Consider the following 23,966-nt stretch of genomic DNA (forward strand, 5'->3'; position numbering starts at 1 on the left):
GCTGATTCGCGTGCTCCCAAACGACGACCTTGTAAGTTCCGGACCCGCGACGGTGACCGCCAGGTCTCCCGCGGCGCACGAAGACCGAGCGCGGAGGCCATGTTTCCGTTCCCGCCCCGGGGGAGCCGTGACAAGAGTGCGTTGCAGGGTCTGTTTCATGGGGTGGGGACCTCGGGCCAGGAACCGCGAACCTGACACTTCGTGCCCGGAGCCCTCTGGCCGCCGGGGGGTTCGCACGCGCCTTCGCTGGTGATGCGCACAGGCCCCAATCCGCCTCGATCGCGACAGGAAACCGCGCCGGGAAAAGGTTTCCTTCGCAGCGCCGTCGACCGTGTTTTCGGGGTGTTCAGCGCCCATGGGGATTCAGCGCCCCGCCACCCGTTGCAGTTTTTGGGACATCGCTTCGGATCCGATGTTCTGAATTCCGACATCGAGATCATGCCTATCCCCGCTCTGATCCCCCTCCTGTGCAGCGCAACCGCCCTTTGTGGCGGTCTACTGGCGTACTACGTGGCCGCGACCCGCAACCGTAAGGAGCGTGTTGCCCTCGCGCGGGAAATGACCCGCCAGGTCCGCGCACGCTACGAAGCGTACGTGGCGATGGAGGGACGCGTGGCGCGCGTCATCCAGGAGTTCGACCGAGCGGAGAACACGCTCAAGGGCAAGCTCGCCGACCAGACGCGTCAGATGCGCCGCCTGCAGAAAGCCCTGGACACCCACGAGGGGATCTCGACGAGTTTCCGCGAGGTGCAGCCGGGCCCGGCCCCTGTGCAGCCGCTGGAACCCGACCACGGAGCCTCCGCCGAGGAGATCGCTGCGTTCGAGGACGAGATCTGCGCATGGCGTCAGCGCGTGGCAGACGCTCAGCGCGAGAAGGAAGCGGAAATCGAGCGGCAGACGAGCGTGATCGACGAACTCACGGCCCGCATCGAGTCGCTTCGCCCCCTGGAGAATAGACTCGACCAGACGGCATCGCAGCTGGGCCAGACCGAGAGCGAGGTTCGCTCGCTCCGCGATGAGCTGCAGCTCGCCCAGTCGCGCGTCGAGGGTCTCACGGCCGACCTGGAGGCGAGCGCCAAGGTCATCCACGACGCCGAGGACCACCTCGACTCGCTGAACGAACAGCTCAGCGCCGTCCGGGCAGAACGCGACGAGCTTCAGGCCGCGGGCAACGCGGGCGTGGAGGAGCAGACGGCCCGCGTCGAGGAGCTGACCACCGAACTGGAGTTCGCGGAGGCAGGGCTCACGGAACTCAAGTCGACGCTGGAGTCGACGGAGGCCCAGGTTCGGGATCTCGAGGCTGCCCATCTGGAGGCGACCGAGAGAATCGAAGCGCTGGAGCTGGCGCTCGAAGAGGCCACGGAGCGGACTTTGGAACTCGAGGAAACCGCGGTGGCCGGTGGCGCAGCCCTCGAAGAGCTCAGCGCCGCTCGCGAGCAGATCGCGACGTCCCTGACCTCGACGACCACCGAGCTGGAGGCCCTCGAGGCCAAGCACGGGGAACTCGCCCTCGAGAGAGACGCGGAAGCCGCCAAGCTGGTCGAGGCTCTCCAGGAGCTGGAGACGCTGGAAGAAGCCTCCGCGGAGACGCTGGCGGTCCTCGAAGCGGCGAAGGTCGAGCGCGACGGCCTCAAGGCCGAGCACGAGACGCTCCTCGAGCAGCATGATGAACTCGGGACTGAGCTGGAGGCTCTCGTCGCCGAGAATGCGTCGCTCTCTACCGAGCATGCGTCTCTCTCTGACGAACATCAGGCCCTCGCCGCCGAGCACGAAGCGTCGATCGCGATGCTGACAGCTCGCGCCGAGGAGCTAGAGACCGCGGTCCAGAACGCCGAGGCGGCGACCGAAGCTGTCACGACGGAACTGGAGCGGGCCGACGCTGAACTCGCAGAGAACCGGGCCGAGCTGGAAGCGCGCACCGCCGAGGTGGCCTCGCTTCAGGAACGACTGGCCGAAGCGGAGGAAGCGCACCAGCAGTCTACCCAGGAACTCGAAGAGGTTCAGGGTGCACTGGAAGCCTCCCGTGCGGAGCTCTCGGAGGCGGAAAGTCGCCTCGTCGACACGCGGCGTGAGGTCGTCGAGACCAGCGCGATGCTCGAGACGCGCATCGAAAGCCTGGAGGACTCCCTGCGCGCGCTCGGCTCCGAGCGCGACGAGGAAGCGGTCAAGAGCGCCCAGCTGGCCGCTGACCTGAAGCGCAAGGAGAGCGAACTCAGCCAGGCCTCGGAAAAGCTGGCCGCGGAGAACGCGGCCCTCGCGGAAGTCCGCGAGGAGCGCGAGGCCCTTGGCCAGAAGGCCCGGGAGGAAGCGAACCGCTTCGCCGAGGAGATGGAGCGGCGCGAGTCCGAACTGGCCCAGCTCGGGCAAGAACTCGAAGAGCGCGTCGCGGCTCTCGCGGCGCGTGAAGCGGAACTCGCCGCGACGCGCGGGGATCTCGGCTCGACGCAGGAGAACCTCGGGAAGGCACGCGAGGATCTGGAGCAGCGCGAGGCACTGCTGGAGGAGCTGCGTGCCCACCTGGCCGAGCGCGAGGAGGCCCTGAGCGAAGCGGAGGACCGGGTCACGGAAGTGGCCGCGGACGGAGCCGCCGAGGCCGAACGACTCCGCGAAGAGCTCGACCAGCGCTCCAAGACGCTGGCCGAGCGCGAGCGCGCCGCCGAGGCGCTGGTGGCCGAACTCGCGTCCGCTCAAGGGGCGATCGAAGCCCGCGAATCGGAGCTGCAGGTCGCCCAGACCGAACTCGCGGCCCGCGAGGCCGCGCTCGACGAGGCACGCCAGCAAGCGCGCGCGATCGAAGCCAGCGGCGAGACCGTCGCGCAGGGCCTGCGCGGGGAGATCGAAGAGCGTGAGGCGAGGCTTGCGGAACGCGAGATCGCAGCCGCCGCGCTCGCATCGGAGCTCGAGGCCGCACGCTCGGCGATCGAGGAGCGCGAGAGAGAGCTGGCTGCTTCCCGCGACGAGATCACCGCGGCCCAGACGAGCCTCTCACAGTCCAGGGAGGAGATCGCCAGCGCCGAGGCGGAACTCGCGCGTCGTGAGGAACTCCTCGCGGAGGCGCGCCAGGAGGCCCGCAGCATCGAGGCGAGCGGCGAGGCCGTCGCGCAGGACCTGCGCGGGGAGATCGAAGCGCGTGAAGCCGCCCTCGCCCAGCGCGAAGCGGCAGCCGCCAAGCTCACCACGGAACTCGAGGCCGCTCGCTCCGTCATCGAGACGCGCGATCGCGACGTCGAGGCGGCACGGGTCGAGCTGGAGTCCAGGGCGGAGGCGCTCGAGAACCTCAGCGCCCAGGTGAAGGAACGCGAGACGCAGCTCGCCGGACTGAAGTCCGAGGTCGAGGCCCGCGAGGCTGCGCTGATCGAAGCGCGCGAACTTCGCGACCAGGCGGAGGCGAGCGGTGAGTCGGTGGCGGCGGAGCTGCAGGCGGCCATCGAAGATCGCAACGCGGAGATCGCGCGCGCCGAGAGCCGCGCGAGGGAGCTGGAGGTATCGCTCGCCGAGGCCGAAGCCCGCGCTCGGGAGGAGCTTCAGGCGACGAAGAAGGCGGGTGAAAGGGCGCTTCGCGAGGCCCTGCAACAAGCCCAGGCCGAGCAGGACGCGCTGGCCGCACGGGAGAACGATCTCGCGACCGAGCTGAAGAAACGGTCGTCCAGAATCGAAGCGATGCAAGCCGAGGTCGCGGAACGGGAGGCTCAACTCGTGGCGTCCCAGGAGGCGATGGCCAGCGAGCGGAGCTCGGCCCAGGAGGCTTTCGCGGCGCTTCAGAGCGAGCAGAAAGCGACCTTGAAGGAGCTCGCGAAGGCGCAGAAGGCTCTGGAGAAGACGCGGGCCCAGGCAGAACAACGCAGCGATGCGTTCGCGGAGAAGGAAGCGGCCGTCGCGGGCGAGCTTTCCGCGAAGGAGGCCGAACTGGATGCGCTGATCGCAGAGCTCCAGGCGGCCCACGCGGTGGCCGAAGCGAAAGAAGCTGCCTACAGGGAACTGGAGAGCCAGGCGCAGGCGGATGCCGAGGGCCTCGAGGCAGAGCGTTCAGCGGCGCTGAAAGTGGCGGCGCAGATGGAGAAAGAGCTGCGCTCCCTCGAGGGCAAGCGCGAGAAGGAAGCTTCCAGGTCGGCGGAGTCCGAGGCCAAGTTGACGGCCAAGCTGGCCGATCGCGAGGCGCACTTGAGCGAACTCAAGGCTCAGGTGAAGGAAGCTCGCGCAGAGGCCAAGGAGGCCGAACGTCGAGCAGCGGACCTGCAGAAGGCGACGGCTTCGATGGAGACGTCGAAAGCCGAACAAGAAGCACGCCTCGCCGAACTCCACGAGGAGAAGGCGGCCGCCCAGGCAGCCCGCGAGGAGGCCGAGGCCCGTCTCGAGGCGGAGCGCCAGCAGCACGAGGAACAGCGTTCCGCCCTGGAGGCCAGTGTGCAGGCGCAGGAGAAAAAGCTGGCGCGAACGGCTTCCGACCTGGACCTGAAGAAGACGGCGCTCGCCGAATCGCGCTCGAAGCTCAAGGAACTCGACAGGGAGGTGACGAAGCAGCTCGCCTCTCTGCGCAAGGAGACGGAGACCAAGTCGGCCGAGATCCGTGCGCTACAGGAGGCCCTGGACGAGGCCACGGCAGCGACCTCGATCTTCAACAAGGAAGTCGTGGCGCTGAAGACTCACCTCTCCGAGCGCCAGAACCACGTCAAGCACCTCGAGGGCAAGATCGTGGAGCTGACGGCCACGCTGGAAACCACCAGCCGGAAGGCCAGCAGCCAGGAATCTCGAATCGAAGAGCTCATGAACGCCCTCGACTCGACCAACGATCTCCTGGCGGATCGCTCCGGATTGCTGGCGAAGAAAGGCTCGGCCATGACGGCTGCCGCCTCCATGCTGGCGAATCTCAAGCCGATGCTGGAAGCACTGGAGAGCCAGCTCAGCGACGAGGAAAAGGCCGAGAGGGCCAAAAAAGCGGCTGAGAACGCCTGACACCTCACGAAGAACGCGAAGATCAGGCGAAATCCTCCACGCTAATTCGAATGTGGCATTTGACAATACTAATGGGCAGACGATGGAATAAGAGCGCTCGAAGTCAGGGCGACTGAGCAAGCATTCGCCCATGGCGTGTTCCCTCTCTACTACCGACGCCCACTTCACCTCGATGTGCCCAACTTCCGAGGTGACGTGGCGTGATATGACATGGCAGAACGTAAACCGAAACCTGGCAAGCAGCGTTACCGGAGGACGGATGAGGAGCTCATCCAGGATCTCCAGAAGCGCATCGAAGATCTCAAGAACAGAAAGGCCGCGAAAGCGATCAAGAAGGATCCGGCTTCGAAAGAAGCGACCGGAGCTTTCCGCGCCCTGACCAAGGCCGTCGAAAAGTCCAAGGACACGGCGGACGCGGATCTCAAGCGCGCTCTGAGCGAGGCTCAGCGGATCCTGGCGGAGTACTTCGAGTCCAAGGGTCTCAAGGTGCCGAAGGCACGCAAGCCACGCGCCCGCAGGGCAAAGTAGTCCCGGTTCGAAACCGCAGCGGCTGGAAGTCGCCTTGGCCCTAAGCGACAAGAAGGCGCCCCGTCCCATGGCTGGGACGGGGCGCCTTCTTCTTTTTGATCAAAGCAGCCCTCGAAAGTCAGATCAGGGCGTGAACGGAACCATCAGCGCATTCGTGAAGTTCGCCGTACTGCCGCAGGCCATCCCTGTCGTGTCGACATCTCTGTAGTACACCTGGAAGAGGAAGGTCGACCCTGACATCACCATGAGGGTTCCTGGGTAGGCCCCGATCAGCCCCGGACCGTACGTGCACGCCCCCGTGCCTCCGGGATCCATTCGAACCCCAAGGCGATTTCCGGTGGGCACCACGCAGCGTCGGCCGTTGCTGAAGAGGAAACTCGTCGTGCTGAGCCCTCCGAAGAGAATCGAAGTGCTCCCCGGGTTCATGTCCGTCACGTGGAGTTCCAGGGCATCCGAGTTCACGGAGGTCGTCCCCGCTCCATCGAGCCGAGCGCCCAAACCGGAGGCGTTTCGGCAGCCGCGCCCGACACCGCTCACGTTCCCGCAGGGGGAATTAGCCGCCAGGGTGCAGTCACAGAAAGGCGACCAGCCGTCCTCGCACTCGTCCGGGATTCCGTTGTTGTCGACGTCGGTCGAGGTGTTGTAGGAAATGTCGATCGCATCGTCGACCATGTTCATGTTGCAGTCGAGGAACGGCGGGTCGTCGTCATCGAAGATATCGAGCCCGTTGAGTTCATCGTTCGCTGTATCCCCGGCAGCGAGGCTGCGCAGGCCCAGTGACTCAGCGGGCAGGAAGACCTGCGGTAGACCGCTCGTACCCGCCAGCTTGATGAGGATATCGCCTTCACCGATCTCCCGGTTGGTGACCGGATCCGTCATCCCGACGGTGGCCGATCCGCAGCGAAGAGAGAAAAGAATCAGGTCCGATCCCCCCACGCCATCCCAGTCATAGAGGCTCGCAGGAGCCTGATAGCCGGGCTGGCCGTTCTCCACAACCATGAGAGCGTCGATGTCGTCGGTGCCCAGGCCGAAGAGATCCAGTCCGAGTTCTTGCGCCCGGGCATACGCCCGGACGCCTCCGGACCCGGGAACGTAGAGCAGGACATCCGCAGCGCGCGCGCTCGCGCCGCCCAGCAGAGGCTGGTTGGCGGCCGCATCGAAACTGGCTCCGGCCTCGTTGCAGCGGGGGAAGCCGCCCTCCATGGAGAAGAAGAGGACGTCCTGGGTCTCGTCGAATCGCTTGCCGTAGTTGATGGCGTCGACGTTGTCGCCGCTGTCGACCGTGCCCTGGTCGGGCGTGATCGGTTCGACCAGTCCCAGCCCGAACACGTGCGAGGCTCCTTGCGTCACGCGACGGCCATTGCCGTCCGCATAACCGGCGTTGGGTCCCAGGCCAAAGGGGGCGATCCCGGTAAATGTGCTGAAGAACATATCCCCCGCCGCTTCACGTCCGAAGCCCTCTTGGAACACGTCGGTGAATTCGAACCCCGCCGGCGAGGGACGCCCCACGGCAAACTCGTCCACGGAGAAGAGAACGTGAAAGACGTAGTTCGGATCGAGCTTCAAACGCGACCCTTTACCGAAGGAAATGGCGTTGATCTCGAGCCCGCAGGCCACACCAGGCAGGTGCCCGCCGCAGTTCGTGCTGTACGCCGCGAGAAAGTCAGGCACCAGCGAGATGCGAGGCGCGGCTGGATCGAATGGGTTTCCGCTGCGAACGAGCAGATCAGCGTCCGATATCAGCGCTCCAGCTGCGCTTCCCGGGGACGCGATCGTCGGACCGGAGAAGTCGATCGAGAACGTGAGTTCCGGGATGGACTGAGCGCTTGCCGCTGTTGCCAATGCGCCGACGCTTCCCGCCGCCCAGCAGCCGCCTGCCACGGCCCATCTGGGGACCCGCTGCCAGCCGCGAACGATCGGCGGAAGGGGAGCGGAACGGGCGTGCACGGATCCGGATCGGGCGGGGTGGCTGCGCAGCATGATGAAGCGATTCGGGAGGGAGAGAGCGGGGCCAGACGAAGACTACCCGCTGGGAAGGGGGTCGCAACGGTTTGCCCGGGAGCGCGTTGCGCGTACGCGAACTCGCGTCCAGGCGACACGCTTCCGGGGCTGGCGGAGGGTGGGACGCGTCGGGGGTGGGCAGAGTTCCTCCAGCGGGCCAGGCCGACGACCTGTCGGCCCGGGAAAAAGCGAAACGGCGGTCTGACGTCTCGAAACGAAGAAGGGGACGGGCGCAGAGCGCTCGTCCCCAAGATCCTCCGACAGAAAGGGTCACGGATGCCTGCTCCATTCCGTCCAGGGCGACGGAGGGAACCAGCACGCGTGTTGGAGCCAAGGGTCGCCACGTGGGACATGGGGCGAGGCAGCGACGGGCGGCTCCGCAGTACTAACTGTCGGGGAACCGAGGTGGCAGACAGGAAACCTTCGAAAAGAGTCCGAACCCTGCGAAAAATCGACCCCATCGCGCCCTGCTCGGCAATCTCGTCCCCGTCTCAGGTTACCCCCCACCGAGAATGGTCTCGATGAAGGACTCGTCGTTCAGGGACAGTCTCCGCGGCGCGATCCTGCGCGCCACCCCGATCACGTCCAGCGGGAGCACGACTGCCCCATCCGCTGCGCAAGACAGGACCCTCAGCGTCGCCCGGTTCCCGTGCGCCGCCACGGCGAGGACGGGGCCCTGATGGAGCTGACTCCGCACGAGGGGCGCGCCGGACGCGGCATCCCAGACCAGAACGGCCCCGCTCTCCGAACCGGAGATCGCCACCCCCGCCTCCCTCGCCGCCATCATCGACCGAATGGGAGCCGAGTGATGCGCCATCGGAATGACGCTGGAGGGTCCCCCGAGGATTTGATGGGTCCGGGGTCCCGAGGAAGCCACCGCGACCCGATCGCGGTCGAGATACGAGAGCCACCGGGTAGGGGCCCGCAAAGAGGGCGTGGCGAGAAGCGTCCCCGTGGCCGTGTCCCAGCGGTAGATCCGTCCGATGGTACTCGCGAGCACCAGTTCGCCTCCGTCGGGGGACAGGACCCACGTCTGGATGCCACGGGGCGCCGTGGGGCTGAGGTCGGGCGCCTCGTACACCTGTTCGTCCCAGTCAGGTCCGGTCGCCGTGGCGGCTCGGACCGGGGCGAGGGCGACGATTTCTTCGAGACCAGCGGCGAGCAGCAAACGCAGGTCGGGACCCGGCTGCATACGTGCATGACGCCATCCGCCGTGGGTTCTGGACTCGCGAAGGCGACCGGGTCCCCGCGCCAAATCCCAGACCCAGGCCACGCCGCTCGTATCCACGAGAAGGGCCGTCGCGCCAGCCTTCCCGTCCAGCCCGAGGTCGACCACGTCGAGCGAGCGTATCGGACCTGGTTCCCAGCCCTCCACGACCGTCTCCCCCACGCAGACGCCGTCCCTCAGGTCCGTGAGCCGCGCGCGCCCATCCACCGAATGGAACCAGAGCGCCATCGTGCCAGAGGCTGACAGCGCGAGCCGAGCTCGTTCCGCGTCGGCGCCGACGTCGATCGGCCCCGAGTCCTCCGCGTTGCCGCCGTCGAGTCGATAGAGGAGTGTGCCCGGTTCGGGTCCGGCCGGGTCCGAACCTGCCGCGTCCGTCCCTTCGTCCTCCCCGTCACCGCGCTGGCCCCTCCGGAGTGGTCGAGGCGCCGCAAACACCCCACCGCGCCCCGTGGCTTCGAGGACGACGACCTGCTCGCCATCGCCGGCAAACGCTCCCCAAACCAGGGGTTCCGGCTGACCGGGCACGATCGGATCGACGCGAAACGCCTCCTCCGATCGACGAGTCCGCCACAGATAGACGAGCTTGGCGATCCCGAAGGACGCCAGCGTCGAGCCCCCCGGCGAGAACCTCAGATCCGTCATTCTCGTGAGCTCAGAATGGACGCGCTCGCCCGTTCCATCGGAGGCGCAGAACACGCGCACGTGATTCGACGCGTCGGCGACGGCCAGTCGATCACCCGTCGGTGAGAACTGGATCCCGAGCACGCGCTCCTGGACGCTCCCCGGACTCCAGGTGGCGAGGCCGTCCGGCCTCTGCGCATCGAGGTCGTACAACCAGAGAGTGGAGGGCGTCACTTCGTAGGGATCGTCCGCGCCTGGCTCTCCGATGTCGAAGCCCACGGCCAAGCGGCGGCCATTGGCGGAGACGGCGATCCTGGCTCCCGCTAGCCGTTCGTGGCGCAGGCCGAGCGGCGCAACCGTGGGCAGCGAAGCCCCGGAGCGAGCGTCGTACAGAGAGGAGTTCCCGCTCAGCCCCAGGGTCGCCACCACGTCCGCGGCTCCGGCCACGTCGAAGTCGACCACCTGCTCGCCCTCGTCGAGCACCGCCACGACCGAGAGATCGTGCGCGTCCAGGATCCTCACGAAATGGCTTCTACCCGGCTTCTTCCCACGCTTGAACACGGTGTCCCCGACCACGAGGCGATCCGCCCCATGCGTGAGTTCCAGCCGTGCGAGTTCATCGCCGTCCGTCGTGTAGCGGGCCGTTTCCTGGCCGCTTCTGGCATCGAGCGCCAGCACGGAGCCCGGCGCGGCGATGCAGTAGATCGATCCATCCCCGGAGACCAGGTCCTCCACGGCGCCGTCCGCGACCCTCACGCTCCAATCGACCACGATGGCGCCCGGACTCGCTCCAGGGTCGACCCGGGAGTTGACACTGGAGTTGACCCGGGAGTTCGCACCGAGCGGCGGAAGACTCAGCCCCACGACCTCCCCTGAACCGAGGCCCGCGTACGCGTGACGCGAATCCGCTCCCACCGCGAGAGAATGGACATCCGCAGGGAGTCTCACCGAAGCCACCAGGTCTCCGCTCCGGACCTCGAAGATCGCCACGGTGCCTCCCACCGATCCGGCGATTAGATGGGTCTCCGAAAGGAAGTGCGCATCCCACACTCGCGCCATCGGCATCTCGCACTCACCGATGAGCGTCATCGCGAGCAGCGGGCCGTAGAGCGTCGAGCGATTGAGCCACGTGTCATCGAGTTCGACGGCGTCGAGCCCGAGCGCGAGAGCACCGGCGGGCGTGTACTGCTGAAGCAGGGCAACGGCGGACGCACGGGCGGCCGCGCGGTTCTTGTCGTTCAGCCGGCGCTGCTCTGCGAGCGCGAGCTGGGAAGCGACAAGCCCTGCGACGAGCGCCACGAGCGTGACGGAAAGTGCCGCGGCCCACGCGGGCTCTCGCCTGCACCAGCGGCCGAATCGGAGCAGCGGACCGGCGGGCCGCGCGTGGATCGGCTCGTACTCGAGGATCCGCCGGAGGTCCTCGGCGAAATGGAGCGCGGACGCATAGCGGCGCTCACGGCTTCGCTCGAGGGCCGTCCCGACAACGACGCTCACGTCGGTCGTGAGAGCGCCATTCTTCTGTCGAGGATCTTCCAGCTTGCCGATCTCGATGCTCTCCGCGAGCTGAAGCGGAGTCGCTCCGGAGAACGGCCGCTCCCCCACCAGAGCTTCGTAGAGCGTGACGCCAAGCGCCCAGACATCCGCTCGGCCGTCAAGATCGGCGGATTCGCCGCGAAGCTGCTCCGGCGACATGTAGCTGAGCGTTCCGAAGAGGTCGCCCTCGCGCGTCAGGGCGCTGGTGGAGGAATGACTCTCCGCTGCCGGCGTCCCATCTGGCAGCTCGTGGGAGGTCTCGCGAGCCAGGCCGAAGTCCAGCAGAACGGGCTGCCCATCCGGCGTGATCATGAGGTTCGCGGGCTTGACGTCGCGATGCAGCACCCCCGCCTGGTGTGCAGCGTGCAGCGCTCTCGCGGTCCGTTCGAAGAACCGGAGCACGCTGAACAGCTCGTCGCGATTCCTGGGCACCCAGGGGAGGGTCGGCTCGATCCGCACCGGCGCGCCCGCCTCCGCCCGGGTCCGATGGGCGAGGCTCGTCGCCAGATCGACCCCCTGCACGAACCGCATGGCGATGAATGGCTGCGGTCCGTCCACCTCGGCGTCATGCACCTGGGCGAGGCCCGGGTGCTCCAGCCGGGCGATCGACTCCGCCTCGCGTCGGAAGCGCAGGCGGCGGTCCTCCGTCACGAACATCCCCTTGAGAAGCTTGAGGGCGACTCTTCGACCCAGACTCACGTCCTCCGCCAGCCAGACCTCGCCCTGGCCGCCGCTTCCGAGCATCCGCAGGAGGCGGTAGCGGCCTGCGAAGACGTCGGTGCCCGCGCTCTCGCGTCCGGCCCCGTCACTGGAGTGCCCCCCTGGCGCCTTCGACTCGGCCGTCTCCACGGCGCCCTGGAGCCGCAGGTACTCCAGCGCGACCGCCTTCTCTGCCCTCGGGTACCGCGCGATGTAGGCGCTGAGGGGCCGTACCGCGCCCGCGTCCTCGTCGTCCAGGTAGTCAGCGACGAAGTCGGACACGTCGGCGGCGATATCGTCCGCGATGCCGTCCAATGGATCACCCGCCAGCTCGCCGTCCCGGCTCGATACAGGTTCTTCGTCGAATGCGGGCATGAAAGTCGTGGGCGTGGGAGGGCACGAACAGTCTACCCCCCGGCGAGAGCCACACCGCATTCGACCGCCGGCCGTGCTACTCTTCCATCGTGGCAGATGCCCCTCTCAACAGCCTCCAGGGACTCACCCAGCACTACGTCCTCGCCGCCAAGGGAGGCGACGCTGCGGAGTTCGCCCGCCTGTACGAGCACATCGCCCCGGCAGTCTATACCTGGGCCAACCTGCGACTACGCCCGGAGCAAAAGGCCGTCCTCGATCCGACCGACCTCGTCCAGGAGGTATGGCTCCGCGCCTGGCGCAAGATCGAAGCCTTCGACGCCGACCGGATCCCGTTTCGATTCTGGATCTTCCGCATCGCCAAGAACGTGGCCCTGGAGGCCTCCCGCCAGGCGCGAAAACCCGATCGGGGACAGCCGTCCAGCGGCGAACTGGACCCGCTGGACGCCGTGGCGGACACGATCACCGGGGTGAGCGCGCGGGTGGCGCGGGACGAGAGCCTCGCCCGCTTCCAGGCGGCCGTGGAGGCCCTCCCCGACGGCGAGCGCAAGCTCGTCCTGCACTGCGGGCTCGAGGGACTCCCGCTTCGGGAAGTGGGCGACCGCCTGGGAATCAGCGAGGAAGCCGCGGGAAAACGGTGGCAGCGCCTGCGCCAAAAGCTCCAGACGACGGATCTACCCGCTTTCCTGCTGGACCTTTAGCGCGACCTCCGGGCTCATCCTGATTCACACCCCGGCTTTGGGGGGAAATCGGTCATCGGCATCCGTAGGATGCAGCGATGAATGAGGCGCACCTCCGGGAAGATGAATTCGACGATCTTCCCCCCATAGAAGACGACATCGAGCTGGAAGGGGAAGGCTCGATGGACGCAGAACTCCGAACAGGGCACCTGTCGATGAGCCGTCCCCGCGGCGCAGGACAGGGCGGTTCGGCCCAGGAGCCCTGGAACGCCGCGGGAGCCTGCGTGATCCGGGCCACGGACGCGGGCGCACGCATCGCCGTGCTGGAATCCGGCGGACTCGTCAGCCTGCCGAAAGCCGAGGTGGGGCCGGGAGAGAGCGCGGAGACAGCCGCGACGCGCGCCGCCGAGGCGTTCACGGGGCGCAAGGTCAAGCTCGTCGAGACGCTGGGCGAAACCGAGGAGTGGATCGAGGGGGAGCCAATGGCCACCTGGTTCTGGCTCGCGCGCCCCACGCGCGCCGCGGGCCTCGATCTCGTCGCGCCGCCCCCCGCGGGCTTCACGCTCCACTGGCTCGACTTGGAGGAAGCTGCCCAGGCGCTCTCCTCGGACGGGGAGCGCAGCCTCGTCACGCGACTCCTCTCACAGCCGCTTCCGGCGAAGAAGCTGGCCTTCGCGTCGCCGGAGCACCGTCACCTGGCCCAGGACCTGGAGGCCTTCCGCGACGATAGCGTGGCTCTCGCGCGAGGAGCCCAGGATCCCGAGCAGCTGGAAGCACTCCTGCGGGCGCGGGACGAGATCGAGCGCGCGGAAGAGCGCCTGACGCGCGGCGACGTCGCGGGGGCCAGGCGCGCTCGCGCCCGCGCCGAGCGTGAGACCCTCGGCGCCCTCGACGACGAGGGCCGCTCCGTCGCGTTCCGGCGTGCGCTCGACCGCGCCCCGGAACACCTGCGCCCTGCGCTCGCGGCCGCCGCGCCCGTGAACGGAGGCCCCGTGTCCGTCGATGTGCTCCTTGCCGTCCATTCGGCCGTGGAAACCGCGCTCGAAGACGAGGCCCGCAAGCAGGACGCACGCCGCACCGCTCAGACCCACGCGACGATCGCGCTGGGCGCAACGGCGGCGGCGGTGCTGATCGCGGCGGCGGCCGGCCTCTTCAAGACGGCGCCTCGTCCGGTCCTGGACACGGTCGGCGCAGCCCTCGTTTTCTTGACCGCCGGACTCCTGGGTGGCTGGGTCGGTGAGGCGCTCTTCTCCCTCAGGGAAGAACGCGGTCAGCGCCGCCTGTCCCTGCCGATGGCGGCCGCTGCGGGTGCGCTCGCGGGCTTGGCCGTGGGCGCCGTGCTCTCCAGCGGCTTCGAGACGCTGATGGTCGAGGACGCAGCGCTCAGCGTCGCCGCGACCTTCGCCGCAGGCTGGCTGGTCCGAACCGTCCTTCCGCGAGGAGCCTGATAGAGGGGTTCCCGGCGGGTCTACTGCTCCCTGGAGTCGCTGGCCTTTGCGGCGGGCGGCAGGTCGCCGTTCGCCCGAAGTCGGGCAGCGGCGGGGCCGCGATCGAACTCGACAGGGCCTTCCAGAGGTTCCTCCAAGGGCCCATCCACCGGCGCCTTCGGAGCCTCGGCCGAGGCCCCTGAAGCAGGGAGCTCTTCCGGTGGAGCCCCCGAGGTCAAGACGTCGGATGGTCGAGGTGTCGAAGCGATGTTCGGGCCAAGCATCGAATCGCTCGAAGGAGCCGAGTAGGTGGATCCTGGAGCGGGATAGGCAGGTCGCAGCGCTCGGGACCGGACCGCCCCGTCCTGCTCCTCCCGATCGTATCGGCCCGAGGACGCCGCTTCGGTCGACGAGCCCCGATCGGGCAAACCGTCGGCCGGCGCCTGAAGGCGCCGATCATAGAATTCTGGAACGAAGTCCTCGATCGTGCGGCGAGCCGTCGCGACGATCCAGTCGCTTTTCAACTCGACGAGGCGAAGCGAAAGATCGAGCGAGTCGGCGCTCCGAAGGAACTCCCCCTCGATCGCGTGGGTCGCGAGGTCGGCTCCTGCCCCCACCAGGTTCATGCGATTGCCGAGCGCCATCTCCAGCTCGTGCCGGATCGTGGCCTGCGTCGCCCGCAGATCACGCTCGAGGAGGGTCACCTGGCGATAGGGCGATTTTCTCGGCTCGATCGCATCGAGCGCGCCGATCTGGATGCGCGCCGTCCCGAGGGACGTGCGTGATTCAGCGCGCTCGGCGAGTTCGTCCGCTATGGCGCCGATTTCGAACGCTGTATCCGCACGATGCATCCCACCGCCGGACTCCGAGTGCGGGTCATAGCCGCTGCGGGAGACGGTGGAGCACCCGGCGAGGCCGAGCAGGAGAACGGTAGTGGACGTCAGGAGGAAGGTCGCGCGCATGGAGGGCTCCGGGCAAACGAAGAGGCGGGGCGTCCGCGGAAAACGGCTCGAGAATCGGCTCGGGAAGCGATTCAGTGGGACTGCAGGTAACGGTCGATGTCCTCGACGTAAGGGAGGAGGCTCGCGGGCTGTCCGTCCCAGGCGTCCAGGAAGTTCCCGAACTCCGCGCGCGCGCCAGAGAGATCCCCGCGGTCGATCGCGACCTGGGTGGCGGCGAGATCGATCCACGCGGACGGTTCGCTGGAGACCGACCTCGCGCTCTCGATGGCGGCGGCCATGGTCTCTGCCTGTCCCTCGGCCGGAGCCTCGGCGCCGGCTCTCTCGACGAAGAGCGAATAGACGAGCGCCTCGCGCGCAGCCGCGGCCGCCGGATACTGCGTCGTCACGAACTGGAGGATGTTCGCCGCTCCGCCGCCGTTGCCGCGGTCGTAGCGCGCTTCCGCAGCGCTGAAGAGCGAGGCGTACACCTTGTCCCGCTGGACGGAAGAGCGCGCGAAGGAGTCGAAGATGCGGCGCGCCTCGTCCTGGTTACCCTGCTCGGCGGCGGCCACGATGGCGTTCGTGGCTTCCTCCGGGCTGGAGAACGTCTGGACCGAAGTGGAGGCGCAGGACGCGGCGGACAGGGACGCAAGTAGAGCCAAGAGGATTCGCATGGGATACAGTCGGGTTGCGGGTTGGGGCGTTTCAGAAGCTGGAACGGCGGGGAGACGATACGGGAGACGCGATACGTTCGCCGCTGGCGAGACGAATCTCGTCGACGATGAAGTCGAAGCGACCGCCCGCCACGCGAACGTAGCGGAGGATGTACTGCTCGACGTCGTCCTCGAGAACGCCCGCCGCGCGACAGGCCTCCTGGCGGCGGCCGATGACGACGGCCCACTCGGAGGCGGGGATCAAGGCCGCGAAGAGGAACACCTCGTCGCGCCGGATCACGCGGCGGCGCAGCTCGCGGATCTTCGCGGGGAGGCGCTGGAAGTCGTACGCGAAGAGGTCGCGGTACTGGCGCGATCGTTCGAGGTCCGGTCGGCCCGCGAGCGTCTCGATGGTCGACGACGAACCGCTGCGCGGACGGAGGCGAAAGGACTCGGCCTGCGCCGTGTCGTCGAGGGCGCTTCGGGGCACGAGGACGATGTCCTCGCCGAAGGCTCGGGCGATGTCGAGCTGGTCCTCGGGCGAGGAGATCAGCGTCGTGGTGAATCCGAGCGAGGCCTGTGCGCCGCTGAGTTCGCGGGTGGCCTGCGCCTGGAGCGCGACGTCCCGGGAGAGATCGGTCGCCGTCGGGCGGGGGTCGGCGGCTGGCTCGGGCTCGGTCGGTTCGTCGGGCTCGACCGGGGCCGAGCGCTCCTCCATTTCCTCGTCGCCGTCGCGGGTGCCAAGCTCAGCGGCAGCCACCTGCGGCTCCGGCTCAGCTTCGGGCTCCGGCTCGGGCTGCGGCTCTGGCTCTGGCTCTGGCTCTGGCAGCTGCTCGGGCTGGGCCTCCGGTGGCGGCGTGACCTCCGAGGGGGTCGGCGCTTCGGCGGTCTCGATCGAATCGACCGGAACGGCAGCCTCGGTGATCGGCTGGAGGCGAGTCCGAAGCGGCGGAGCCGCCGGGGCATCCACGGCGGGCTCCAGACCTGGCGCTGGCGCGTGGAAGAGAATCCACCACGTGAGCGCCGCGGCTCCCCCCCACGAGATGACGGTGCGAACGAGGCTCATCGGCCTGACCTCTCCTGGCGAGCGGCACGTGGTGCCTCGACCTCGCGCCGCGTCGCCACGAATCGAACGTCGAGACGTCCGGCCTGGCGGAGCTCGTGCAGCACCTCCACCACCACGGCGTGACGCGCGTCAGCGTGAGCGCGGATCTCCACGCTCGCCACCGGATCGAAGCCCGCGAGCGCGGCCCCTAGGTCCCCGGGTTCGGCGACAGAGAAAGCTGCTTCGCCCACGGTCACGGCGCCGTCCGCGTCGATCGTGACGACGATCGGCGCGACATCGCTCGCGGATGCCTCCGCCGTGCCGTCATCCTCGACCGACGGGAGCTCCACCTGAATCTCCTGCGTCGCGTCCTCCCGAGCCGCCTTTCCGTCGCTGGATGCCAGCACGGCGAAGAGCAGCAGGAAGAGCGTATCGAGCAGCGGCGTGAGGGCCGCTTGCCCGGGTCCGCTCGACGGTTCTGCGTTCGAGGATGTCATGGGGAGAGAAGGGGGTTCGTGGTGGTGTCAGCGGGCGCGAGCGGTATCCGAAGCGAGCTCCGAACGGAACTCCGGGGCGTACCGCTCGACGTGGGCGAGCCACTCGCGGTACAGCACGAGCAGGCCTTGCCCGAGGAGGAAAACGACGAGCCCGGCGATCGTCGTGAAGAGCGCGGTGGACAGCCCGTCGCCGAGGGCTTCCAGACTGCGAGAGGTGTCCCCCGCGCCGCCGCGGCCCAGGAACCCCTGGGCGAGGCCGACGACGGTTCCGAAGAGCCCCACGCTCGTGGCGAGTTGGCTGACCGCGTCGATGCGCGCCAGGCCGCGCCTGGCCTCGTGGGCCTCGCGATCGAACTCCAGGCGCGCGCCTGCGAGGTCGCCCGCGCGCCCCATGGCCGCGATACGAATGCCTGGCCGGCGCAGTGCGCGACCCACCGCGTAGAAGGCGCGATCGAGGGCTCCGGCGAGGACGATCACCCAGGTCGCGAGGACCGCGTACATGAGCGGCCCACCGAGCCGGAAATAGTCGATCCAGGAAGCGTCCATCGCTGAGCCCTAGCGACGGCCGACCGGATCCGGCAGCGGGAAGCGCATCGCCTGCCGCAGCTCGCCGGTGGGCGGCTTGAGGGGGAAACGGCGCCAGTAGCGATCGGGATCGGCGGCGAAGTAGAGGCTCTTCGCGCGGCGCGGATCACGCTCCAGGAGATCGTTCAGAAGCGCGTCGTCCTCGAGAGGAACCGAAGCTTCGGCGGCCACGGGAGGCGGAGCCAGTCCGATGCTCATCATGGGCGCGCCGAACGAGTCGGGAAGGGCCGTTGCGCTCTCCACCTGGTCGACGAGACGCCGGCGGTCGCGATCACGCTCCTCGACGGCCGCGACGAGTTCCGAAAGACGCTCTCGGCGCTTCACCAGACCCGCTTCCTCACTCTCCAGCGAGGTGATGCGGCTGCGCAGGGGCTGAGCCTCGCGCAGCGCGTCCTCGGAACCGGTCTCCAGCGCGCGATCGAGCACCACGTCGTAGCTGGCACGGAGCTCGACGAGTTCGGTCGCGACGTCGTCCATACGGTTCTCGACGGAGCGGGTCTTCCCGACGTAGAAATCGACGGCCTCTTCCTCGGCGCGACGAACCTGATCGCCGCCGAGCAGAAGGTTCATACGCATGTCCCGGATCTTCACGCGAAGGGACTCGGCGGTGGCGGCTTCACTGCCGCCTGGCCTGTCGGCGAGGGTCGTTCCCCCATCCTGCGGCGCATCCGAGGTCTGCGCAGCGGCAAGGCTCGGCAGAGTCACGAGGCAAAGCACGGTGGCCGTGCGAAGGGTCTTGTGGGTCAGCTTCATCAGCGGCTCCCGGCGCCGCTTTGGGCGCCCGTGTTCGAGGTGGCGGAGGGGGAAGACGCGCTCGTGTAGGCCTCGCGAAGCATGTCGGAGTAGCGCGGAACGTCGAGACCGGGACGCTTCAAGCCGTCAGCGGAAAGGGAGAGGCGACGGATGCTCGAATCCTGGAGCCACTCGAGGACGCCGGAGAGCTCAGGGCTCGGTCCTTCGAGGTCGCCCTGCATTTCCACGAGGCTCTGGAAGGCGTCGAGGATGCCCTGGGTGCGAGCGCTGCGGGCGTAGCCCGAGAGGAGCTGCTCCAGGGACATGAGGTCCATGCTCATCTGCAGCCGGACCTTGTCGAGCGCGCCGAACATCTTGCCGACGAGCAGGTCGGAGTTGACCTCGAGCTCGGCCGTGTCGATCAGCGTCGCGCCGTTGCGCTCGGCCGCTCGAACGAGCTGGAGTCGTTTCTTGGCCAGGTCCAGTCCGTTCTGCTGGGCTTGATAGCGCGCGAGGAGCTGGTCGAGCTGGGCGCGCGTCTCCCTCGGCATCTTCGGCGTGGGCCGGAAGGTGCGCTTGTCGAACTGGTCGGCGGGCAAACCATCGACGAAGCGTTTGATCGCCTGCTGGGCTTCGTCCAGGGTGGCCACGCTGGTCTTCAGCGCGGCGTCGTTTTGTTCCAGCGTGCCGAAAAGGATCGCGAGGTCCTCGGGGCGCACGGAGGCCGCCATCTGATTCGCGTAGTAGCTGATGCGATAGCGCTGAGACTCCAGAAAGTCGACGAGCTCGACCTGCTTGCCGAGCACGCCGTCGACGTAACCGGTGATGGCGCTGAGGATCGGCTCCTCGTTGAAGTTGTTCTCGGGCGAGGCGCTCGCGCGAAGATCGGCCAGGATCTGGGCGGTCTCCTGGGCGACGGCGCGCCCTTCGCTGATTTCCGCGCGGTAGGAGCCTAGCTTGTCCTTGAACGACTGGAACTCGGCGATCGCGTCCGCGATGTCGAGCTCTTTGATGGTGACAGGCACCTCGTCGCCGCCCTGGGAATTGCGCTGGGCCGCTCGCTGGTTGGGCGACTGAGCCCCTGCCAGTGAAGGAGGCGCTGCGAGTGAAGGAGGCGCTGCGAGTGAAGGAGGCGCTGCCAGCCCGAGCGCGACCAGGATCGCGAACGTGAAGGTCAAACTGGTGATCTGTTGAATGTGACGCATGGGAAACCTCATAGGGTGTCCCCGGCCTTACGCAACTCCCTTGCCAGGCCTGAGAGAAGGCTCCCTGGAGGATCTTCTGCGAGCCTGCTCTCCAGGAGAGTCACGGAGTGCGCCGCGACTGTCACCTGGAGAGGTCACCGAACTCAGGCAGACTTCCGTCCGAGGAGCCGCGTCAGAAACACTCCCAGAACAAAGAGCCCCAGCGCGCTGGCAATATGTCGCCCCGTCGGGTCGAAGCGTCGCAGCTCCAGGCTCGCGGTCTTCATCTCGCCCTTCGACTTACCGCGCCACGTCTGAACGTGCTGCTCCAGCTCTGTCTCGCTGAGCGCGCTCGCCGCGGCCGCGATCTCGGCGACGCTTCGATCCTTGAGGACGACCGCTTCGATCGCCTTACGCGTGGGCCGGTGCGAGAGTTCGGGATGGACGGCTTCACGGAACGGATAGAGGCCGAGCACGGAGCCGACGAGCAAGCCGAGCAGGGCTCCGTGGGACGGCCCCGAGAAACGCGTCAGGACCGCCTTCAAGACGTTGGAGAGAAGCGCGATGCCGATGGCCGCGCCCAGCACGACCGGTCCGATGATCCTGAGCGACTCCATGGGCGCCTCCCGCACTTCGGAGATCGACAGCGCGCCGATCACGGTGTCGTACATGCCGAGGATCAGGAGCACGTAGCTGCCGCTGATACCGGGGAGGATCATGCTGCTCGCGCCGGCTGCGCCGACGCCGATCAGGGTCGGCATGTCCGTGCCCAGCTGGGTCTTACCGGACTGGAAGGCAAACCAGACCATCACGCCGAGCCCGGCGGCGAAGGCGAGGATCCCCGAGATGCGCACGGGCTTCATACGCTGCAGGAGTTCGGGCGCGCCCCCGAGCGTCATGCCGATGAAGAGGGCGTACATGGCCCAGCGGTGCTCGGAGACGAGGCGAACGGCCACACCGGAAAGAAGGAGCACGGCCGACGCGAGCCCGATCCCCAGCGCCAGGAGGAACAGGAGGGTCTCGCGGCGGAGCTTCAGCCGCGTGACGTCCGCGATCGCACCGATGAAGCGATCATAGAGGCCAATCGCGAGGATCATGGTGCCGCCGCTGATCCCCGGGACGAGGTTGGCGAGGCCCATGAGGACTCCGCCGATAAAGGCCCGGACGGGGCTCGCCGGAGCGTTCACGCTGGCGTCGCCAGGGGAGCTGGGGGTCGGTTTCATGGCAGCAGAGCTGGGAGAATGGGCTCGGAAGAGTCCCGATGAGAGACACTCCCAGGGAGCGTCGCATGCAGAACGATCGACGACCATGCTGTCCTGGCGCATCAGAATCGAGGACTTCTCGGCCCGGATCACGATTCCGGGATCGGTGTTTCGAAAGGGTGACGATCCCGAGAGCTCGACGCGGTTTCACGGGCGCTTGATCTTTACAAACGAGGAGAGCCCTATAGTGCTCGCGTCAAAAGCCGCTGAGCGCCCTGAACGCTCCTCGGCGAGGGCTGCCCGATACGAGCGGCCAGCCCAGGGCGATCTCTTCTCCTCCAGCTCGAGTTTCGAGCCACCTGCTTTCCTCCTCTTCCTTTCGAGGCCACAGCAACCCCATGAAGCTTTCCAAGACTTTCCTTCCGGTCGCGAGCGCACTCTTCGTCGCTTCCGCCGCCAATGCCCAGGTCATGACCGAGGTTTGCGTCAGCACCTCGGGGGTCGACCGGGAGTTCGTCGAGATCCTCGGCACCCCCGGCCAGTCCACGGACGGGCTGATGCTCCTCGTCGTCGAAGGTGACCCCGGTGGTTCCACGGGCGGCGCCGGCAACCTGGATCAGGCGTACGACCTCTCGGGCAACTTCTTCGGCGCCACCGACACCTACTTCGTCGTGGGTAGCGCGGAAGCGGACGCGGCGTTCGGCACCGGCGTGATCGACTTCTTGCCCGCCGGCGACAACCTCTTCGAAAACTCGAGCCTCACGCTCTACCTCGTCAACGTGCCCGACGCGACCCTTCGCAGCGACATCACCACCATCTGGAATGGCACGGACATCACGGATCCGGTGGGCTCGATGACCACGACGCGCATCGCCACCGACCCGGGCGTGACCATCCTCGACGCCGTGGGGATCTGGGACGGCGACGTCGGCGACCTCTTCTTCGACAACGCTCCGGTCTTCGGCCCGGACGGCAACTTCCTGCCCCCCGGCGTCTTCCGCAACGGCGGCTGCCCGGGTGACTGGTGCACCGATTTCTTCCTGAACTTCGGTTCCGTCGCTGCCGCCGGGATCTACGTCGACGAGACTCCGGGCGCCGTCAACCCGACGACGACCTGCGGTACGCAGGGCTCCGCTGGCACCTGCGGCGGCTTCGGCGGCCTCGGCGTCAACTACTGCATGGCCAACGCCAACAGCACCGGCGTCGCCGGCGCACTCGGCGCCGTCGGCAGCACGACGGTCGCGACCAACGACGTCACGCTCACCGCTTCCAGCCTTCCGACGACCGCCTTCGGCTTCTTCATCGTCAGCCGAGACCAGGGCTTCGCGATGAACCCCGGCGGCAGCTCGGGCAACCTCTGCCTCTCGGGCTCCGTGGGACGCTACGTCGGTCCGGGCCAGATCAAGAACTCCGGCGTGACGGGCATGTTCTCCCTGACCATCGACCTCAGCGCGATCCCGAGCCCGACGGGCCCGGTCGCGACGATCGCGGGCGACACCTGGAACTTCCAGACCTGGTTCCGCGACTCGGTTGGCGGTTCGGCCACGTCGAACTTCACCCAGGGTCTCTCGATCACCTTCCAGTGATCGATTCGCCGCGCGGGATCGGAGTTCGATCCGGCGGCACCCACCCATAGGCCCTTGGCTATCCTTTAGTCAGGGCCCTCTACCGACGCGGGGCCATCCAGATCAGGAAGGCCCCGCGTCGTCTTTTGCCGCCCCTCTGCTGCTCCACATCATCGCACTCTCCGTCCCCGGCCCAGCTCCCATGCGCATCGCTCACCTCACTGGATTCACCGCCATCGGCCTGGCCTGCGCGCTCCCCGCCGACCCCCCGCTCGGCTACTACGACACGGTGGACACCTCGTCCCAGGCCACCCTGCGCGCGACGCTCCACGCGGTGATCGACGACCACACGCGCTTCCCCTACACGAGCAGCGCCACCGACACCTGGAACGTCCTGGAGGCGGCCCAGGAGGACCCGAGCAACGCAGCCCGGATCATCGACATCTACCGCAACGCGAGCTACGCCAAGGTCAGCGGCGGCAACACCAACTACGAGCGGGAGCACAGCTGGCCGAAGTCCTACGGCTTCCCCGACGACGACGGCAGCAACATGCCCTACACCGATTGCCACCTGCTGTTCCTCTGCAACGGCACCTACAACGGCAACCGAAGCAACAAGCCCTTCGCCTACTGCGGCGGCGGCTGCACGGAGCTGCCCACGGACCTCAACAACGGCGTCGGCGGCGGCACCGGCACCTACCCCGGGAACTCGAACTGGACGACGTCCGGGATCTTCGAGGTCAGCCCCTTCCGCCGCGGCGACATCGCCCGCGCGATGCTGTACGCGGACGTGCGCTACGAGGGCGGTAGCCACGGCGTCACCGGAGTGATGGAGCCCGACCTGATCCTCACGGACAATCTCGGCCTCATCGCTGGCTCGAACACGGGCCAGAACGAATCGTTCGGCTACATGGGTCGCCTTTCGGTTCTCCTCGAGTGGCACGCCGCGGACCCCGTCGACGACTTCGAGCGCGATCGCAACGATGTCGTCGGCGCTTTCCAGGGCAACCGCAATCCGTTCGTCGATCACCCCGAATGGGTGAACTGCCTCTTCCTCGGGATGTGCGAGCCGGGCGAGGTCTATTGCTCCCCCGCCGTGCCGAATTCGACCGGCATGCCGGGGACGATCGAAGGCCGTGGCAGCGTATCGATCGCCTCCAACGATCTGCGCCTCATCGCCTCCCAGCTTCCGCTGAACTCCGCCGGGTACTTCATCGCCAGCCAGACCTCGGGCTTCGTCGCGCAGCCGAGCGGATCGATCGGCAACCTCTGCGTCGCCGGCAGCATCGGCCGGGTGGTCGGCGGCCAGATCCTGAACTCGGGCTTCTTCGGCGGGTTCGCCACGGCGGTCGACGCGAACGCGCTGCCGCAGCCGACGGGTCCGGTCGCGGCCCTCACGGGCCAGACCTGGCACTTCCAGGCCTGGTACCGCGACGCCGTGGGCGGCCAGCCGACGAGCAACTTCACGGAAGGCTGGCGCGTGACCTGGCAGTAGGCGCTGCTGCGCGGTCGCCCGCGCC

The 23,966-nt window shown here is 67.7% G+C and carries 16 protein-coding genes; 6 read left to right on the top strand and 10 right to left on the bottom strand.

Annotated elements, in window-relative coordinates; genetic code table 11:
* The first annotated feature begins 438 nt into the window (after positions 1-438).
* Together Poly30_RS17555 and Poly30_RS17560 are read left to right on the top strand one after the other, a co-directional pair.
* Positions 439-4,953: a hypothetical protein gene (locus Poly30_RS17555; RefSeq protein WP_145200036.1), complete on the top strand. Its 4,515-nt coding sequence runs from the start codon at positions 439-441 to the stop codon at positions 4,951-4,953.
* A 210-nt stretch (positions 4,954-5,163) separates the two neighbouring features.
* The gene (locus tag Poly30_RS17560) at positions 5,164-5,481 is read left to right on the top strand and encodes a hypothetical protein (RefSeq protein WP_145200039.1); all 318 of its coding nucleotides are present in this window, start codon (positions 5,164-5,166) and stop codon (positions 5,479-5,481) included.
* A 123-nt stretch (positions 5,482-5,604) separates the two neighbouring features.
* Here the strand turns inward: Poly30_RS17560 and Poly30_RS17565 are convergent, their stop codons facing one another.
* Together Poly30_RS17565 and Poly30_RS17570 are read right to left on the bottom strand one after the other, a co-directional pair.
* Positions 5,605-7,152 (bottom strand): hypothetical protein, encoded by a 1,548-nt coding sequence (locus Poly30_RS17565; protein WP_145200043.1) that lies wholly within the window; start codon positions 7,150-7,152, stop codon positions 5,605-5,607.
* 826 nt (positions 7,153-7,978) lie between these two features.
* Positions 7,979-11,938 carry a WD40 repeat domain-containing serine/threonine protein kinase gene (locus Poly30_RS17570; RefSeq protein WP_419190318.1) on the bottom strand — a complete coding sequence of 1,320 codons (3,960 nt, stop codon included), beginning with the start codon at positions 11,936-11,938 and terminating at the stop codon, positions 7,979-7,981.
* Between the two features lie 89 nt (positions 11,939-12,027).
* On the opposite strand from Poly30_RS17570, the gene Poly30_RS17575 reads away from it, so the two are divergent.
* Both Poly30_RS17575 and Poly30_RS17580 read left to right on the top strand, forming a co-directional pair.
* Positions 12,028-12,636 (top strand): RNA polymerase sigma factor, encoded by a 609-nt coding sequence (locus tag Poly30_RS17575; protein WP_419190319.1) that lies wholly within the window; start codon positions 12,028-12,030, stop codon positions 12,634-12,636.
* A gap of 77 nt (positions 12,637-12,713) precedes the next feature.
* On the top strand, positions 12,714-14,063 hold the full coding sequence (locus Poly30_RS17580; protein WP_145200052.1) for an NUDIX hydrolase: 1,350 nt from the start codon (positions 12,714-12,716) through the stop codon (positions 14,061-14,063).
* A gap of 20 nt (positions 14,064-14,083) precedes the next feature.
* Here the strand turns inward: Poly30_RS17580 and Poly30_RS17585 are convergent, their stop codons facing one another.
* The 8 genes from Poly30_RS17585 to Poly30_RS17620 form a co-directional block, all read right to left on the bottom strand.
* Positions 14,084-15,004: a hypothetical protein gene (locus Poly30_RS17585; protein WP_145200055.1), complete on the bottom strand. Its 921-nt coding sequence runs from the start codon at positions 15,002-15,004 to the stop codon at positions 14,084-14,086.
* 71 nt (positions 15,005-15,075) lie between these two features.
* Positions 15,076-15,657 carry a tetratricopeptide repeat protein gene (locus tag Poly30_RS17590; RefSeq protein WP_145200058.1) on the bottom strand — a complete coding sequence of 194 codons (582 nt, stop codon included), beginning with the start codon at positions 15,655-15,657 and terminating at the stop codon, positions 15,076-15,078.
* A 31-nt stretch (positions 15,658-15,688) separates the two neighbouring features.
* The gene (locus tag Poly30_RS17595) at positions 15,689-16,702 is read right to left on the bottom strand and encodes a hypothetical protein (RefSeq protein WP_145200061.1); all 1,014 of its coding nucleotides are present in this window, start codon (positions 16,700-16,702) and stop codon (positions 15,689-15,691) included.
* A complete protein-coding gene (locus Poly30_RS17600; RefSeq protein WP_145200064.1) occupies positions 16,699-17,178 on the bottom strand; it encodes an ExbD/TolR family protein in 480 nt (159 codons plus the stop codon). Before Poly30_RS17600 ends, Poly30_RS17595 begins: the two co-directional genes overlap by 4 nt.
* 27 nt (positions 17,179-17,205) lie before the next feature.
* On the bottom strand, positions 17,206-17,724 hold the full coding sequence (locus tag Poly30_RS17605) for a MotA/TolQ/ExbB proton channel family protein (protein ID WP_145200067.1): 519 nt from the start codon (positions 17,722-17,724) through the stop codon (positions 17,206-17,208).
* A gap of 9 nt (positions 17,725-17,733) precedes the next feature.
* On the bottom strand, positions 17,734-18,516 hold the full coding sequence (locus Poly30_RS17610; RefSeq protein ID WP_145200070.1) for a hypothetical protein: 783 nt from the start codon (positions 18,514-18,516) through the stop codon (positions 17,734-17,736).
* Positions 18,516-19,700 (bottom strand): hypothetical protein, encoded by a 1,185-nt coding sequence (locus Poly30_RS17615; RefSeq protein WP_145200073.1) that lies wholly within the window; start codon positions 19,698-19,700, stop codon positions 18,516-18,518. Before Poly30_RS17615 ends, Poly30_RS17610 begins: the two co-directional genes overlap by 1 nt.
* Positions 19,701-19,843: 143 nt before the next feature.
* A complete protein-coding gene (locus Poly30_RS17620; protein WP_419190320.1) occupies positions 19,844-20,902 on the bottom strand; it encodes a DUF368 domain-containing protein in 1,059 nt (352 codons plus the stop codon).
* A 377-nt stretch (positions 20,903-21,279) separates the two neighbouring features.
* Here Poly30_RS17620 and Poly30_RS17625 point away from each other — a divergent pair, with 377 nt between their 5' ends.
* Both Poly30_RS17625 and Poly30_RS17630 read left to right on the top strand, forming a co-directional pair.
* Positions 21,280-22,467: a hypothetical protein gene (locus tag Poly30_RS17625; RefSeq protein WP_145200079.1), complete on the top strand. Its 1,188-nt coding sequence runs from the start codon at positions 21,280-21,282 to the stop codon at positions 22,465-22,467.
* A gap of 181 nt (positions 22,468-22,648) precedes the next feature.
* Entirely contained in the window at positions 22,649-23,941 is a 1,293-nt protein-coding gene (locus tag Poly30_RS17630) for an endonuclease I family protein (protein WP_145200082.1), read from the top strand.
* The last annotated feature ends 25 nt before the right edge of the window (positions 23,942-23,966 follow it).

The organism is Saltatorellus ferox, from assembly GCA_007751475.1.
GTDB lineage: Bacteria > Planctomycetota > UBA1135 > UBA1135.

Coding starts and splice junctions, on each gene's coding strand:
- Poly30_RS17610 (WP_145200070.1), bottom strand. CDS start 18,516: ATGAAGCTGACCCACAAGACCCTTCGCACGGCCACCGTGCTTTGCCTC.
- Poly30_RS17580 (WP_145200052.1), top strand. CDS start 12,714: ATGAATGAGGCGCACCTCCGGGAAGATGAATTCGACGATCTTCCCCCC.
- Poly30_RS17600 (WP_145200064.1), bottom strand. CDS start 17,178: ATGACATCCTCGAACGCAGAACCGTCGAGCGGACCCGGGCAAGCGGCC.
- Poly30_RS17615 (WP_145200073.1), bottom strand. CDS start 19,700: ATGCGTCACATTCAACAGATCACCAGTTTGACCTTCACGTTCGCGATC.
- Poly30_RS17620 (WP_419190320.1), bottom strand. CDS start 20,902: ATGAAACCGACCCCCAGCTCCCCTGGCGACGCCAGCGTGAACGCTCCG.
- Poly30_RS17570 (WP_419190318.1), bottom strand. CDS start 11,938: ATGCCCGCATTCGACGAAGAACCTGTATCGAGCCGGGACGGCGAGCTG.
- Poly30_RS17625 (WP_145200079.1), top strand. CDS start 21,280: ATGAAGCTTTCCAAGACTTTCCTTCCGGTCGCGAGCGCACTCTTCGTC.
- Poly30_RS17595 (WP_145200061.1), bottom strand. CDS start 16,702: ATGAGCCTCGTTCGCACCGTCATCTCGTGGGGGGGAGCCGCGGCGCTC.
- Poly30_RS17555 (WP_145200036.1), top strand. CDS start 439: ATGCCTATCCCCGCTCTGATCCCCCTCCTGTGCAGCGCAACCGCCCTT.
- Poly30_RS17560 (WP_145200039.1), top strand. CDS start 5,164: ATGGCAGAACGTAAACCGAAACCTGGCAAGCAGCGTTACCGGAGGACG.
- Poly30_RS17590 (WP_145200058.1), bottom strand. CDS start 15,657: ATGCGAATCCTCTTGGCTCTACTTGCGTCCCTGTCCGCCGCGTCCTGC.
- Poly30_RS17630 (WP_145200082.1), top strand. CDS start 22,649: ATGCGCATCGCTCACCTCACTGGATTCACCGCCATCGGCCTGGCCTGC.
- Poly30_RS17585 (WP_145200055.1), bottom strand. CDS start 15,004: ATGCGCGCGACCTTCCTCCTGACGTCCACTACCGTTCTCCTGCTCGGC.
- Poly30_RS17605 (WP_145200067.1), bottom strand. CDS start 17,724: ATGGACGCTTCCTGGATCGACTATTTCCGGCTCGGTGGGCCGCTCATG.